Here is a 15,379-nt window from a genome sequence, read left to right on the forward strand (position 1 = left end):
CTACCAGAGGCCCCCAAAGCGCCCTCAGAGGAGCCGAACGCCCGCTCCTGACCGAACCAACCAACCCCCTATGCCCCGCAGCCCTCAGAGGCCGCGCAGGGAACCGAACCTCAGACGCCGCAACGCAGAACCACGCCCTCAGCCGCCCAAAGCAGAACGTGCACTCAGACGCTGAGCACGAAGACGCAGAACCGCGCTCTCAGACACTTAGCACCAACACGCAGAACCGGGCACTCAGACCCTGAGCATCGGGACGCAGAACCGGGCACTCAGACCCTGAGCACCGACACGAACCCGAACCTCAAGGCGAACGAGGCGAACTGCACCCTAGGGCGAACTGCGTGACCTGAACCTGGGTCAGAAGGCGGCGGTGCCGGTGCCGGTTCCGGTGTTGACGGCGGTCGGCCAGCTCATCCGGATGTTCGTCCCCTTTGGGGTGGGATAGACCTCGACATCATCGGCCAACCCTTCGATGACCGCGATACCGAAGTTCGACATGAACGAGTCGGAGAGCATGCCCAGATCGAGCGGTTGTTCCTGCTTGATCTCCTCGCTGGGGGCCGAATCACTGACCGTGACTTCGAAACGCCCTGAATCGTCACGTAGCTCGATGCGGATGGGCTCGCCCGGACAGTGCGCTCGATGCGCCTCGACTGCCCGGGAGCACGCCTCACCCACGGCGAGCCGGACTTCGTCCAGCATCGACTCGTCCACACCGGTGCGGCGGGCGATCGCCGTCGCGACCAGCCGTGCGGTGCGCACGTGTGCGGGGAGAGCGCTGAACGTGAGCTCGACGGTAGCCATGCTACTTGTCTTTGCCGTGAGCTTCCTTGGCCTCGTCGACCGAAGCGTAGATCCCGAAGACCTTGGTCAGACCGGTGATCCGGAAGATCTTGAGGATGCGCTCCTGCGTGCAGACCAGCTCGAGCGAGCCGTCATGCGCGCGAACCCGCTTGAGCCCCCCGACCAGGACACCGAGGCCCGTGGAGTCGAGGAAGTCGACCTTCTCCATGTTGACAAGAAGGTGGAAGTTGCCCTTGTTGACCAGATCGATGAGGAGCTCACGCAATCTCGGCGCCGTGTAGACATCGATCTCACCCTCGACCTCGACGATGGTGAGTCGGTCCTCGGTGCGGTGATCCAACTTCAGATCCACAGATCCTCCAGCGCCTCGCCTGCGAAAGTACTCTTGCCGGCCTGGCAATCTGGAGCGTAGCCCCAGACTGTCCGACCCTGACGCGCGGCATTCAACCACGCGCCTGGCTTGTGTCTATACGAAATCACGATTCCCGGCGACTTTGCCCACGGATGCAAGACTGGAAACAGTGACTTCCACCGGATCCTCCCCAGAACAGACGGCATCACTCCTCCGCCACCTTCTAGGAGTGCCCTCGCGTCGTGAGCGTGTCACCCATGTGGAGCATGTTCCCGCACGTCAGGCGGGTCAAGTGCGCTGGCCGGACTGGGCTCCGGAAGTCCTCGTTACGCGCTTGGCGAACCGCGGGGTGACAGGACTCTGGCCCCACCAGTACGAGGCCGCCGACCTGGCATTCCGTGGCCGAAACGTGATCATCTCCACGGGTACGGCGTCGGGCAAGTCGCTCGCGTACCTCACCCCGGCCGTGGCCGCCTGCCTCGACGGCGGCACGGTCCTCTACCTGACCCCCACCAAGGCCCTTGCCGCCGACCAGCTCCGCAGCCTGCGCGAGCTGCGCATCACGCAACTTCGCGCGGCCACCTTCGACGGCGACACCCCGTTCGAGGAACGCACCTGGGTACGCCAGCACGCCAACTACGTGCTGACCAACCCCGACATGCTGCACCGCAGCATCCTGCCCCGGCACTCGCAGTGGTCGTCGTTCTTCCGCCGCCTGCGCCTGGTCGTCGTGGACGAGTGCCACGGCTACCGCGGCGTCTTCGGCTCCCATGTCGCCCAGATCCTGCGCCGCCTCCGCCGCGCCTGCGCCCGCTACCACTCGCACCCCACCTTCATCCTCGCCTCGGCGACCGCCAGCGAGCCCGGCGTCTTCGGCAGGAGGCTGACGGGCCTCGAGATGGACGAGGTGACCGTGGACGCCTCCCCCAAGGGCGCCACCACCTTCGCGCTCTGGGAGCCGCCTCTGACCGAGCTCCGGGGCGAGGGAGGCGCTCCCGTACGCCGGACGGCCACGGCGGAGGCCGCCGACCTGCTGGCGGACCTCGTCCTGGCCGACGTACGCACGCTCGCCTTCGTCCGCTCACGCCGAGGCGCGGAAACCGTCGCCCTGACCGCCCGCGCCAAGCTGGCCGACGTAGCCTTCTCCCTCCCCTACACCCCGACCCACACTGGGCCGGCCACAGACGCGAAGACCGGTTCAACCGCGAACCCACCCGCACACCCAACGACGACCACGCACACAGAGGCCACGCACGCACAGACCACCCCCACCCCTGCACCACCCACAGACCCGAGGACCGGTTCAACCCCGGACACACCCGCACTGGCCACGCATGCGGAGGCCACGTACACGGGGGCCGCCCTGCCCCCTGAGCCACCCGCAGACGTGAGCGCCACCGCGGACCCGGGCACCCCTTCAGACCCTGAGACGACCGCAGACGCGCATCCAGGCCGCCCCCGCGAGCGCGGGGATCAACCCTCCACGCAGCCGGGGCAACCGCCGTCGTCCCTCACCTGGGCGATCCCGGAGCAGGCCGAGACGGACTTCAACGACCTCGCCGACCTCCCCAACAAGATCGCCGCCTACCGGGCCGGCTACCTCGCCGAGGACCGCCGCCTCCTGGAGAAGGCACTCCGCGAAGGCACGATCATGGGCCTGGCCACCACCAACGCCCTCGAGCTCGGCGTGGACGTCTCAGGCCTCGACGCCGTACTGATCGCCGGCTGGCCGGGCACCCGCGCCTCGTTCTGGCAGCAGGCAGGCAGGGCGGGCCGCGACGGCCAGGACGCGCTGGCCGTACTGATCGCCCGGGACGATCCGCTGGACACCTACCTCGTGCACCACCCGGAGGCGCTGTTCGGCCGCCCGGTGGAGGCGATCGTCCTCGACCCCGACAACCCGTACGTCCTGGGCCCTCACCTCTGCGCAGCCGCGGCCGAGATCCCGCTGACCGAGGACGACCTGCCCATCTTCGGCCCCACCACCGCCAAGGTCCTTGAGGACCTGGTGGCGGAGGGCATGCTCAGGAAGCGTCCGGCGGGATGGTTCTGGACCAAGCGCGAGCGGGCCACGGACCTCGCCGACATCCGAGGCGGTGGAGGAAACCCGATCCAGGTCGTGGAGTCGTCCACAGGCCGTCTCCTGGGCAGCGTGGACGAGCCCTCCGCGCACACCACCGTGCACACGGGCGCGATCTACCTGCACCAGGGCGAGACCTTCCTGGTGGAGCTCCTGGACCTGGAGGCCGGAGTGGCCCTGGTCTCCAGCGCCAACCCGGACTACACGACCTTCGCCCGCGACATCACCGACATCTCCATCCTTTCCACAGAACGCTCCCAACCTCTCGGCACCGGCACCCTCCACTTCGGCGAGGTGGAGGTGACCCGGCAAGTCGTCTCCTACCTGAAGAGGCGCCTCCAATCTGGCGAATCACTCGGCGACGAGCCCTTGGAGCTGCCGCCCCGTACGCTCCGGACCCGCGCCGTCTGGTGGACGCTGCCCGCCTCGGCCGTGGCCCCGCTAGCCGAGGCCGGCATCGATCTCGGCGGCGCCGCCCACGCCGCCGAACACGCCTCCATCGGCTTGCTCCCGTTGTTCGCGACCTGCGACCGCTGGGACATCGGCGGCGTCTCCACCGAACTGCACGCCGACACGGGCTTGCTCACCGTCTTCGTGTACGACGGCCACGAGGGTGGCGCCGGCTTCGCGGAACGCGGCTACGCCCGCGCCACCGACTGGCTCACCGCCACCCGCGAAGCCATCCTGTCCTGCGAATGCGAACGCGGCTGCCCTTCCTGCATCCAATCCCCGAAATGCGGCAATGGCAACGAACCCTTGGACAAAAGAGGCGCAATCCGCCTCCTCAACATCCTGCTATCCCCACAATGATCGAAAAAGAAATCCCGATAAGAAGTAGCTCACTGAATCTCGCCACAACACCCTGCCCCGTGCCCTAAACTCTATGCCAACCCACCCCTCCACCAGCACCGGTGCTGGACATTTCAGCTCACCGCTGAACTGCCCATTTCATAGACCAGGACATCCTTCTCGCGGCCGGACCAGTGGCGCAGCTCGCGTGACATGTCCAGGTGCGTGAGGACGGTCTTGACGCAGATGCGTCCGATGCCTGACTTTCCTTATTGCTTTGGGTCGGCGACAAAAGCGCCGTCTCGCCATGGGTCATGAGGGACCGCAGCCCGCGACGCAGGGCACAGAGGACGACGACACCTTAGGGCCATGCCCTAAGGTGCACCACTTTCCAGGCCCTCCGGTGCACCAGCTTCAGCGCGCTCACGTCAACGCCACCGCTGTGCACCGCCTTGAACAACGGGTGCGAGGACCGCGCCCTCAGGGCCATGACGACTACAGCACCTACCTGACGCTTGCACCGAACAACTCACCGCAAAGCCTCACTCCCCATCAGCAGGAATACCCCTTTCCCTGCTCTCCCCGACCCTTCGTATCTTTCCGGAAAGCGGCTAGTGCCCACCCCTCCTTGCCCTCCGCCCTTATAGCCGCCGTGGTCAACCTCGCCGGATACATCGACTTTCTCCCGAGGAAAACGCCCAGAATGCACTGTCCTCTAGAGAATCGGACACAGGCGGCAAGAAACCCCTATGCCGAACCACCTGCCCCTGAACCACCTGCCCCGAACCATCTGGCCCCGCCGCCCGCACCGCCGAACCATTTGACCCTGCCGAACGATCTGACGCTGCCATCCGCACTGCAGAACCATCTGGCCCTGCCGAACGATCTGACGCTGCCGTCCGCACTGCAGAACCATTCGGCCCTGCCGAACGATCTGACGCTGCCGTCCGCACTGCAGAACCATCTGGCCCTGCCGTCCGCGCTGCCGATGAGGACTCGTGACGGCCACCCATCACCCCCGCAGCCAGAGAGCGCCGTCGAGCCCAGGCACCTGCATGCGCCCCAGCAGTGCCAAGGCGACGCCGACCGCAACGTACAGCCCGTACCGACCGACGCTTCCGAGCGAGGACTCACCCGACGCGGCGTTCATTCCGTCGCTCCGCCCCGCAGCCGAATCCGCTCCGCCCCTGGGCTCGCCCGTGCCCGCATCCGAGCCGTCTTTTCCGCCCCGCCTCACATCGGAGCGAGGGGGAAGGTTCACGTTCCGATCGGCTTCGGGCGTTTCGGGGCGCGTCGCCGATGCGCGGTTCGCCGGCTTGTCCGACGGCTGAGCCTGTGCTTTCCCGGCAGCACGGGCAGCGGGTCCACCTCCGTCGGTCCGTCGTTCCGCGATTGGCGGCCCACCTGTGTCGGCCGACCTCTTCTTCGCCGGCTTGGCGGAGGGCGCGGGCGGGAAGCTGACGTACGCCATCGCCGACTCCCCCGACCCGATCGATCCGCCGCTTCCGTCGCCCCTGAACGCTTCGACCGCGAACCCGACCTTCTTGCCCACCGCCCCGGCCGGCACCGCCAGCTCTGCCCTGTACGAATCCCCGGAGCGAGCACGCACGTTCGACAGGCAACCGCCCCCTGACTCCGGACAGCGTGCTGGACACCTCGTACGACGGAAGGTCCGGCCCTGGCCCCTTGCGCCAGGTCACGAGGACTTTCCTCGTCCACTTTCTGCTGACGTTCACCTCCGTCGGCACCGGGGCGGGTCTGCGCAGAGTGAACGTGCTGCCGGCGTACGTGGTGCCGGTGATCTCGCCCTTGAGGGGAACGGTGAAGGTTCCAGCGGGGGTGTCGCCGGCATCGAAGGTCCCGGAGATCGTCTGATTGCCGCCGCCGGTGCCGATCACTTGGCTGGGCGTGGAGGGCCCCTCGACGTACAGACCCACCTTCAGCTGTATGAGTCCGGCCCGCGCGCAGACCGGCACCGATGAGCTTGTGACCACCTCACCGGCGGGCGGCGAAGTGATCTCCCCGGGAAGGGCCGCCCCGCCCGCCGCGCCCTGCTTGCACGGTGAGGTTGGGTGGGCCTGCGGGCTTGCACGTCACGGCTGCGTGAGCAGGGACGCCGAACGTGAGGAAACCGGCTGCGATCGCTCCTGTGACCGCCACTCTGGCGACTACCGTCACGACGCTTCCCTCCGCCGAGAGCCTCGCGCCGCTCAAGCACCCTCGGGGCGCCCATGGGACGACCGGAAGTGCAGTCCGCCCGGCAGACAACGGTCACCGACCGGGCGTGTAGGGCAGCCAACCGTCGTGGAGCGTCCCGGTGCGTCGCAGCGCCGATGGGCTCACCCCCTCCCGACCAAATCGGCGGCCCGCCCTGCCGAAAGCTGGGTGTGGACGCGGGGAGCTCGTCGTAGCGCAGCACACTGCTGGCTGGGTGAGCTCGGCTCTTGGCAGCGGTGGAACGTCCGTGCCTGGTGGTCCCGCGGCGCTTCTTGCTCACGGTCGCGTCCACAACCTGATGGACTTCCGGGTCGGCGATGCTGAACTCTCGTACGGGCTTGGTGAACTTGAGTCGGGGTTGCCTTGTCATTCCGCGGGCTCGCTGGACGAGCAACAGTGCGGGCTGGTGGCCCTGCCGGCTTTCAGGTCGCTACGCAATTTGGTGTTCAGGGGCACGCCCTTCGGGTCGTTGCCAAGGTGCTTCGCGGGCTCGTGGCCTCCCCGCGCCCGTCCCTGGGCTCTGGGCGGGAGGGTGGAGTTGGCTAGTGAGGGTTGTTCGGGGGTGTAGGAGGTGCTGGGCCGGCTGGGATCTTCCGTTCAGCGTTATCTGGCCTAATAGCGGGAGTGACAGGGGCAGGGTGGTCCAGACGTCGGCTCTGTCATCTGTGATCTTGCACTTGGTCAGCTTGGCGCCGTTCTGGGCGGCGAGTTCGGTGGCCCGGACGCAGGCGCCCTCCGGGTCGATCAGGGCGAGCTTGGCCGCTGCCAGAGCGCCGAGGTCGGCGGCGCTGTTGACGCGGTGCTGGGCCACGCGTACGGAGCCGACCGTGGCGAACGCCATGGCGACCGCCATCAGCAGGCCCATGAGGGCCACACCCCAGAGGGTGGCTGATCCGCGTTCCTTGACATTGGTCACTGGGTTCTCCGGTTCGGCTTTCTCCGGTTCGGTAGGGATGGTCATGGCTCGGTGACCGCGGTGGCGGCGGCTGATACCTGGACGGCGGGCAGCGACCCCGCCCAGGGCGGGCGGACTTCGACCGTGACCTGCACCTTGGTGAGGTCGGGGTCGCGGGTGACGGCTATCTCGGCGTTCGGTCTTGTGGCTGCACGGACGTAGTCACGGACCTGATCGAGCGGCTCTCCCCTGGCGGCCGCCCGGGCTGCGGCGCGGGCGGCGTCCACACATTCGAGCTGTACGCCGACCGCTTGGATCGCCCACAGGGCGGCGGCCAGGACGACCATGAGGGCGGGCAGCATCGCGGCGGTTTCGGCGGTGACCGAACCCCGCGATGCCTGCCCGCGAGCGCCTCTACGCGTCCGCGCGAGGCGAAGGATCATTCCTTGGCCGTGTTGAGGGCTCGGTTGATCAGCGACGTCAGCATCTCCTGGACCTCCGAGCTGCTCACCACCTTGAACAGGAGCGCGGCGAACGCGCAGGCCGCGATCGTGCCTACCGCGTACTCGGCGGTGGACATGCCGCGTTCGCGGTTGACGGCCGCGTAATGGAGCCACTGGGCGACGCTGGGCCAGGAACGTCTGGCGGTGCTACGGGTGCGCGTGGACGTCGAGGCTTCTGTTAGTTGGGGTGATCCGCTGCTCTGCGGGTTAGGTGCTGCGGATCGGTGGCTTGTCGGGTGGGGTGCCGCAGTGCTGGTCGAGGACGCGGTTTGGTGGGTGCGGGTTGGGCTGGGCGGCGCGGTGTTGAGCGGCTGGGTGGCTCGTCGCGTGTTGTGCTGTGTGGCTTGACCCGCTTGCCCGAGTCTGGCGGACGGGGTGCGCCTGTGGTGGTCTGGGGTGGCTTTGATGTCGTCTGGCATGGTGGCGGGACTTGGCATCGTGCCTCCAGGTGTTGAGGGCCGGAGTTGTCCGGCGGGGGTTCAAAGGGTGGCGGAGGCGGGGTGGCGGGCGATGGCCCGAGCGGCGTTCTGTGGATGGCCCGCCAGACGGTGAAGGTCTGTGGATCGCCGGTGCTGCGGTTCGCGACGCGGCTCAAGCTGGTGACGATCCGTATGGGGGTCGCGGTGTTCGTCGCGATCCTCATCGGGAGTGACGGTGGTCGCCGCCATCGTCATCGGGGGTGACCGTGGTCGGCGTGACGATGGGCATCGCGGGGATGGCCCTTCTCATCTGCCGAGTACGCGTATTCGTCTGCCGGGCATAGGGTGCGGGCGAGGATGCGCTCTTCCGTGCGGGCGGCCAGCGCTCCTTCGCCCGCCCACGAGTTCGCCCGCCCCACGAGTTTGCCCAGTCCCAGGAGTTCGCCCTGCCCACGCATTCGCCCCGCCTACGAGCGGTTCACACAGCTGCGCCCGCCGGTGTACTGCCAGGCCGACGACTACGGACGCCGGCATGCCGCGCCTGCGGTGCCTGTGGCCCGAGGTGTCGTACATCGCTTTGGCGGGCGCTACTCGGGAAGTCCGGCCTCCTGGTGCATGGGGACGTATGGCCCTGGGTGGGCGCGGTGTGGGAGGCGATGAGTTTTCTTGTTGCCGGGGTCTACAACGGCGACACTCGACTCCCCGTGGAGGGTGACATGGCGCTGGACCTCTTCGTCGGCATCCCCGTTACCGACTACAACGCGGCGCTCTCGTGGTACGAGCGGCTGTTCGGTGAGCCGCCGTCATTCGTGCCGAACGATATCGAGGCGGTGTGGGAGCTCGCGGAGCATCGGTACGTCTACGTCGTCCACGCCCCGGAGCGCGCCGGGAACGCGCTGGTGGTGTCGTTCTCCGACGACCTGGGCGAGCGGGTGGCGGCGATCGCGCGGCGTGGCATCGAGCCCGTCAAGCGTGAAACGTACGAGAACGGCGTCACCAAGGTCATCTACGAAGACCCCGAAGGCAATGAGATCAGCTTCGGTGGCATGGCGGCCGATCAACGTCCAGGTGGCGAAGAACCAAAGTGAGGGCGGCTCTGTCTCATCGATTGGCAGCGGCGGGCGAAGTGCGGTCTTCTCCCCATTGGTCTCGCCTCTGGGAGGGTCTGTGCGTGGTGGACGGCACGTCGAATGGGAAGGGTGCTTCAACGTACGGGACCTTGGCGGGGTCGCCGTGCGTGGCGGTGGGGCCATCCGCACAGGGGCTCTGATTCGGTCTGATAACCCGGAGCGGCTTACTCCGGAGGGGTGGCGGGCTCTCGTCGATTACGGCGTTCGGACCATCGTCGATCTGCGGAACGAGGATGAGCGCCACGGTGACTTGAATCCTCGGCCCGAGATGCTGACGACCGTTCATGTGCCGTTGGACGACTCCGCGGACACGGCGTTCTGGAACGAGATCTGGGAGAACGAGCTCGACGGGTCTCCGCTCTACTACCGGGTCTTCATCGAGCGGAAGGCGCGGCTGTGCGCCGCTGCCGTCGCGGCCATCGCACGTGCCCGGCCTGGAGGGGTGCTGGTGCACTGCGGGCTCGGGCGGGATCGGACCGGGCTCATCGTCATGCTGGTGCTGGCGCTGACCGGAGTCGCGCCTGAGGACATCGCCGCTGACTATGAGTTGAGTGCGGCTCGACTGCCTCCCTTGTTCCGGGCCCTTGGTATGGCGGATCAAACTGAGGAGATCCGGCGGATTCTTGCTCGTAAGGGCACTACTGCTCGGGATGCGCTTCTCGACGCGTTGGACGGGCTGGATGTGGAGAAGCATCTGCGGGCAGCGGGGCTTACCGATGGGGATGTGGCTGCGCTTCGTGCACGGCTGATCGGTCTGCCTGACTCTTAGCTCTGCGCTGCACTGCTGGGGCGACTGTCTGGTGCTTGTGCTCCGGGCTGCACCGGCTGGCGCTCGATCCGTCGCTCAACCTCGCTTCCCCCGGCCGGTTGGACGGTTGGCGTGTTCACGGCAGGACGATGGTCGAGGCCAGGCCGGCCACCACTGGGATGATGCCGAGGAGTACGAACGCCGGTAGGAAGCACAGGCCCAGCGGTGCCACTGCTTTCACGCCCACTTTTCTCGCGGCGGCGACCGAGGCTGCTCTGGATGCTTCTCTGGCGTCGTCGGCCAGGCGGGTCAGTACGTCGGCTACTGGGGCGCCGCTCTGAGCGGCTCGGCTCATGGCTCTGGACAGGTTGCCCATCGACGGTTCTTTGGCCAGGTAGGCCCAGGTGGGTTCCGGATCGGCGCCCAGGCGTAGTTGGGTGCTGACCCACATCAGGCGCTCGCCCAAGGGGCCGCCGATTGCGGTCGCGGCGATCTCGGTGGCGGCGCTCACCGGGCGTCCTGCTCGGAGGCAGGCCGTCATCAGGTCGGCGGCGAAGGGGAGGTCGGCGGTGATCCTGCGCTGATCGTCCTTGGAGTGGGGTGGGGCTTTGCGGTGTAGGTAGAGGGCCACGGCCGGGGCAATGAGCGCGCCGGCCACCAGGCCCGGGATGCCGCCGATCAGGACTGCGGCGAGCAGTCCCGTGCCTGCTGCCGGGAGGGTCGCTCTCTTCGTGAGGCGGCGCTTGGTGGGCTCCGACCAGGTGGGGTCTGGGGCTGGTGGATGGGCGGGGTCTTGCTCGGGTACGGGGTGGGCGCTGCTCGGTTGTGGGCGTAGGCGGGCGAGGCGTTCAGCGGGTGTCCGTGGGGAGACCCAGAGCCATGCGGACATGGCGGCACACAGGGCTGACAGCAGAGAAAGCATCGGTGGGTCCAGGTTGGGCGGATGGGCGGTAGTCGCGGTCAAGTGAGCTAAGAGTGTGCGGTTGAAGTTGTGCTGCTGGGTTGAGAGCTTGAGGTCGCGGGTCGAGCGAGGGCTGGAGGCCATGGGTCCGGCAAGAGGTGAAGGTCGCGGGGTCCGAGCAAGAGCTGCAGGTTGCGGGTCTGGGCAGGGGCTGGAATCGAGGTTTAGGCAGGGCTGGAGATTGAGGTTGGGGCTTCAGGCTTCTGAGGTTGCGCTAGATGTCGGGTCGGCTGGACGTCGCAGGCTGGGGTCAGACCTCCGAAGTTGAGGGCTGGGGTCGAGTCTTGGGCGTTGCGGCTGTGGTCAGGCTTGAGCGTTGCAGGCTCAGGACAAGCTTGAGCGTTACGGGTTGAGCTTCCGTGTTACGGGTTGAGGTCAGGATTGGGCTTGGGTGGCCATGCGGTTGGTCCACAACAGGCCGCAGACGTCCAGGGTCACGCCGGCTACCAGGCACATCAGGCCCGGGATGCTGCCGAACAAGAAGCTCAACGGATGCATGTTGAGCGCGGCGGCCATGAGGAGGCCCAGGGCCGGGAGGATGGCGAGCATCCTGGCCGTGGTGCGGGGACCGGCCAGTTGAGCGGCCACATCCTCGCGGTGGGCTTGGGCGGCTCGTAGGGTCTGCGCCACTCTGTCGATGAGGGCGGCCATGCCCGCGCCCACCGTGGTGCCGACCTCCCAGCACGCTGCCAGTTGATGCAGGCCCTCGCCGCCCTGCGGTGGAGCGGCCGCTTTGAGGGCTGCTGAGACGTCACCGCCGTCTCTTGCTGCGGCGATGACAGGGCGGAGGAGGTCGGGGTCGGGGACATCCACTGCGGCTATGGCTCTGGTCATCGACTCTGCCGGGGTGCGTCCAGCGGAGAGCTCTGCTGACAACGCCTGGCACAGTTCGATGCACGCCTTTCGCCAGGCTTCGGCTCGGCGGGTGGGGCTGGGGCGAGCGAACAGCCTGGACAGCGATGGTCGGGGGCGGTGTGCAGGCTGGTTCGCGGTCAGCAGTCTTGTCAGGCGGGTGGTGGCTGTGGTGGGGGCTGTCCACAGCCAGAGTGCACAGGCTGTAGACAGCGCGGCCAGCAGGGCGTTGATCATCGGCGATTTCCAGATCGTCCCATGGGTGGTGGTCGTCCGCGGGTAGCGGTCGTCCGCGGGTAGTGGTCGTCCGCGGGTGGTGGTCGTCCGCGGGTGGTGGTCGTCTGCGGGTGGTGGTCGTCTGCGGGTGGTGGTTACTGCGCCGGTGCGACAGCGGGCCCCGGCGGTATTACCGGTTTCGGCGGAACTGCGCGGTCAGCGACGTGGTCGGCTCAGGAGCCGAGCCGCGCTGGTTCAGCGGGTTGCCCCCACGGTGCGGTCGGTGTCGGTGCGGCCACCGGGCCTCGGTGGGTTGGCCGACGGTGGTGAACCGGGCCGCCTTACAGCGACGGTCTGCGCCGACAGTGCGGTAGCCGCGATCGCGGTAGGCACGGTCGCGGTAGGCGCTGGTTCGGTCGCCCGCTTCGGGGGTGAAGCCGGTGGTGGTGGTGATGCAGGGTGCTGTGAGGCCGTAGTCCGGGGCGGCGGTGCAAAGGGTGGCGAGGGCGTGGGCTGGGGTACTGGTGCAGGGGGCTGCGAGGGCGTGAGCTGGGGTGCTGGTGCAGGGGGCTGCGAGGGCGTGGGCTGAGGTGGTGGTGCAGGGGGCTGCCAGCGTGTGAGCTGAGGTGGTGGTGCGGCCTGCACCGGTGCCGCTGGTACCGGTGAAGCTGATAGCGGTGCCGCTGGTACGAGCCTGGCTGGTGACGGTGCGGCAGCTTCCCCTGGGCGACATGCGTTCTCCCGCGACGTCACACGCGTTTGTGCCGGATAGGCCGGTTGTGGCTGACCAGCAGTGGCTTGCGATAGCGGAGTTCTTTGTGGCGTTGCTGATGCGGTGCTGGTGGGTCGGTGTTGTGAAGTTTGGGTGCGGGTGGCCAGGGCTTCGTAGGCGGGGCCGGGGTGGGCGGTGCCCTGGGCGGTGAAGGTCAGGGCGGGGATGGATTCGACCAGGCCCGAGGGGGTTCTGGTGAGCAGGCAGATTTCGGCTATGCGCCTTCTGCCGTCTTGGCGGTCGCGGGTCAGGTGGATGACAGCGTCCAAGGCGGCGGCCAGCTGGCTGTGGACCGCCTCCCTTGTCAGGCCGGCCGCACAGCCTAGGGCTTCGAGGCGGGGCGGTACGTCGGCCGCCGTGTTGGCGTGGAGGGTGCCGCAGCCGCCCTCGTGGCCTGTGTTGAGCGCGGCCAGGAGATCCACCACTTCCGAGCCCCGCACCTCGCCCACCACCAGGCGGTCAGGGCGCATTCTGAGCGCTTGCCGTACGAGATCGCGCAGGCCCACCTCGCCCGCACCCTCCAGGTTGGGTGGGCGGGTTTCCAGGCGCACCACGTGGGGGTGGAGGGGGCGCAGCTCGGCGGAGTCTTCCACCAGGAGGAGGCGTTCGCCCCGGTCGGCGAGGGAGAGCAGGGCGGAGAGGAGGGTGGTTTTGCCGGTTCCGGTGCCTCCGGTGACGAGGAAGGCGAGTCTCGCGGTGACCATGGCGGTCAGGATCGGGATGGCGGGTGGGGTGATGGTGCCGGCTTGGACGAGGTCGGACAGGGTGAAGGTGCGGCGGGGCGGTAGGCGCAAACTGATGCAGGTGCCGCCGGGGGCCACTGGTGGGAGCACGGCGTGGAGGCGTACTCCCCCTGGGAGGCGGGCGTCCACGTACGGGGAGGCGTCGTCGAGGCGCCTGCCCGCCGCCGTGGCGAGGCGCTGGGCGAGGCGGCGTACGGCTCCGTCGTCGGCGAACGTGATGGCGGTGCGGTGCAGGCCGGCGCCGTCGTCGATCCAGACCTCGCGGGGGCCGTTGACCAGGACGTCCGTCACGTCGGGTCGGGCCAGCAGCGGCTCCAGAGGGCCGGCGCCGATGAGGTCGGCGCACAGGGCACGGGCCACGGCGAGGATCTCGGCGTCCCCGTAGACGGCCTTTTCCGCTCTGAGCGCCACCGCCACCTGAGCCGCGGTCGGCTCGACGCCTGCCCTGGCCAGGCGTACGCGAACGGCCTCCACCAGTTCGGGAGAGACGGACTCAGCAGGAGCGGCCGGGCCACCGTTCATGCGGCCACCAGCGGTGGGAGCGGTACTCATGCCACGGGGAGCGGTCGGGTCAACGGTCATGCGGCCGGGTGCGGGCAAGTCGGCGTTCATGTGGTCGGGAGCAGTCTGGGCGGCGTTCGTGCGGCGGAGAGCAGTTGGGGCGGTGCTCAGGCGGCCTGCGGTGGTCGGGGCGGTGCTCATGCGGGTGGGAGTAGGTCGCGGAGTAGGGACGTGCACAGTGCGCCGAGCACCGTACGGGGGCCCAGTCTGGGGAGCTCGCCCCGATTGAGGGTGGCGGTGAGTCTGGGCTGGTCGGCGAGGGTGCCGGCGGAGGGGATGCCCAAGGAGGAGACGGCCAGGTCTTCGTCCAGCACACCGGGGCGCAGGACGGCGCGGACGTCGAGAGTGTGCTTGCGTACCTCGGAAAGCACCTGGACGGTGGAGAGGATGCCGCGTACGTCGGCAGGCGCCACCGCGAGGGTGGTCTTGGCCCTGGCGAGGGCCTCCGTCGCGGCGGGGTCGAGGTGCCGGGGAAGGTCGACGACCACAACGTCGAACCCCCGCCGGCCCGCTTCCAGGACCGAGCGCATGGCCTGTGCGGGGATCGGGGCGACCTCGCCCCGGTGGAAGGAGAGCACGGCCAGGTCTCCGAACGATGGGAGCGCCGCCTGGAGGGCGCTGGAGCTGATCCTGCCCTCCCGCGCCACCAGATCGCCCCAGCGGGAACCCTTGGCCTCCTCGTGGCCCAGGAGGGCGTCTATGCCTCCGCCCAGCGGGTCGGCGTCTATCAGGAGGGTACGGAGGCGGTCGCCCGAAGCTCGAAGCGCCAGGCAGGCCGCCAGGACGCTCGCGCCCGCCCCTCCCCTGCCGCCGATCACGCAGATGATCGAACCCGATCGAGGGTCGGGCTCCATCGCGTCGGCCAGGCGGTCGACGAGGCGGCGTTCGTCGGCGGGGAGGGTGAGGACGGTCTGCGCTCCTACCGCCACGCATTTTCGCCACGTGTCAGGGTCGTCCGGGGCTCTGGTGACCAGCAGGACCTGGTCGCGGGACGGAGGTGAGGTGGCGGCCACGGCGTCCGCCTGGTCCGCGCCGATGGCGATGAGCGGGGCCAGGTTCCAGAACGGGCGGGCGGCGGCTGGGGCGTGTGCCACGTCCAGCTGGGCTCCGGCGGCGGCCGCTATGCGGACGAGGTCGTCGAGCAGGGCGTGGTCTTCGGTGATGACCAGAGGGCGGTGCATGGTCGGGTCGGCCTCCCGGGTGGTTCTTACGGGTGGTTCTTACGGGTGGTTTCAGGTGGTCTCGGTGGTCTCGGGCGACATCGGGCGATCTCGGGCGACCTCGGGTGGTCTCGGGCGATCTCGGGTGACCGCTCGGGCTGTCTCGGGTGATCGCTC

General features: G+C 68.4%; 12 protein-coding genes and 1 pseudogene. 4 read left to right on the forward strand and 9 right to left on the reverse strand.

Features of this window, described 5'->3' with window-relative positions; genetic code table 11:
- Nucleotides 1-357: 357 nt before the first annotated feature.
- Both WBK31_RS34435 and WBK31_RS34440 read right to left on the reverse strand, forming a co-directional pair.
- Nucleotides 358-804 (reverse strand): ATP-binding protein, encoded by a 447-nt coding sequence (locus WBK31_RS34435; protein ID WP_406673768.1) that lies wholly within the window; start codon nt 802-804, stop codon nt 358-360.
- Nucleotide 805: 1 nt separating this feature from the next.
- Complete coding sequence (locus WBK31_RS34440) at nt 806-1,156, reverse strand: STAS domain-containing protein (RefSeq protein WP_043629845.1); 351 nt, start codon at nt 1,154-1,156, stop codon at nt 806-808.
- 349 nt (nt 1,157-1,505) lie between these two features.
- Between WBK31_RS34440 and WBK31_RS34445 the strand changes: the two genes are divergently transcribed.
- A complete protein-coding gene (locus tag WBK31_RS34445; RefSeq protein WP_406673769.1) occupies nt 1,506-4,046 on the forward strand; it encodes a DEAD/DEAH box helicase in 2,541 nt (846 codons plus the stop codon).
- Between the two features lie 2,626 nt (nt 4,047-6,672).
- Here the strand turns inward: WBK31_RS34445 and WBK31_RS34450 are convergent.
- The 3 genes from WBK31_RS34450 to WBK31_RS34460 all read right to left on the reverse strand — a co-directional run bounded on the left by WBK31_RS34450 (nt 6,673) and on the right by WBK31_RS34460 (nt 8,077).
- Entirely contained in the window at nt 6,673-7,203 is a 531-nt protein-coding gene (locus tag WBK31_RS34450; protein ID WP_406673770.1) for an Rv3654c family TadE-like protein, read from the reverse strand.
- Nucleotides 7,200-7,499, reverse strand: coding sequence for a TadE family type IV pilus minor pilin (locus tag WBK31_RS34455; protein WP_378785943.1), 300 nt, complete (start codon nt 7,497-7,499; stop codon nt 7,200-7,202). Before WBK31_RS34455 ends, WBK31_RS34450 begins: the two co-directional genes overlap by 4 nt.
- 77 nt (nt 7,500-7,576) lie before the next feature.
- Nucleotides 7,577-8,077 (reverse strand): DUF4244 domain-containing protein, encoded by a 501-nt coding sequence (locus WBK31_RS34460; protein ID WP_406673771.1) that lies wholly within the window; start codon nt 8,075-8,077, stop codon nt 7,577-7,579.
- A gap of 63 nt (nt 8,078-8,140) precedes the next feature.
- Between WBK31_RS34460 and WBK31_RS34465 the strand changes: the two genes are divergently transcribed.
- The 3 genes from WBK31_RS34465 to WBK31_RS34475 all read left to right on the forward strand — a co-directional run bounded on the left by WBK31_RS34465 (nt 8,141) and on the right by WBK31_RS34475 (nt 9,958).
- Entirely contained in the window at nt 8,141-8,323 is a 183-nt protein-coding gene (locus WBK31_RS34465) for a hypothetical protein (protein ID WP_364062095.1), read from the forward strand.
- 452 nt (nt 8,324-8,775) lie between these two features.
- Nucleotides 8,776-9,147, forward strand: coding sequence for a VOC family protein (locus tag WBK31_RS34470; RefSeq protein WP_364062092.1), 372 nt, complete (start codon nt 8,776-8,778; stop codon nt 9,145-9,147).
- A complete protein-coding gene (locus WBK31_RS34475; protein ID WP_406673772.1) occupies nt 9,086-9,958 on the forward strand; it encodes a tyrosine-protein phosphatase in 873 nt (290 codons plus the stop codon). Before WBK31_RS34470 ends, WBK31_RS34475 begins: the two co-directional genes overlap by 62 nt.
- 115 nt (nt 9,959-10,073) lie before the next feature.
- Here the strand turns inward: WBK31_RS34475 and WBK31_RS34480 are convergent, their stop codons facing one another.
- From WBK31_RS34480 to ssd, 4 genes and pseudogenes are all read right to left on the reverse strand, one after another.
- Nucleotides 10,074-10,595, reverse strand: a complete 522-nt coding sequence (locus WBK31_RS34480) for a type II secretion system F family protein (protein ID WP_364062086.1) — start codon at nt 10,593-10,595, stop codon at nt 10,074-10,076.
- 678 nt (nt 10,596-11,273) lie between these two features.
- Nucleotides 11,274-11,987, reverse strand: coding sequence for a type II secretion system F family protein (locus tag WBK31_RS34485; RefSeq protein WP_364062083.1), 714 nt, complete (start codon nt 11,985-11,987; stop codon nt 11,274-11,276).
- Nucleotides 11,988-12,833: 846 nt separating this feature from the next.
- Nucleotides 12,834-14,003 (reverse strand): annotated as a pseudogene (locus WBK31_RS34490) (TadA family conjugal transfer-associated ATPase); the annotation flags it as partial.
- A gap of 176 nt (nt 14,004-14,179) precedes the next feature.
- Nucleotides 14,180-15,223, reverse strand: a complete 1,044-nt coding sequence (ssd, locus tag WBK31_RS34495) for a septum site-determining protein Ssd (RefSeq protein ID WP_364062080.1) — start codon at nt 15,221-15,223, stop codon at nt 14,180-14,182.
- Nucleotides 15,224-15,379 lie beyond the last annotated feature (156 nt).

The sequence above is a fragment of the Nonomuraea sp. N2-4H genome (assembly GCF_045291505.1).
Classification (GTDB): domain Bacteria; phylum Actinomycetota; class Actinomycetes; order Streptosporangiales; family Streptosporangiaceae; genus Nonomuraea; species Nonomuraea fastidiosa.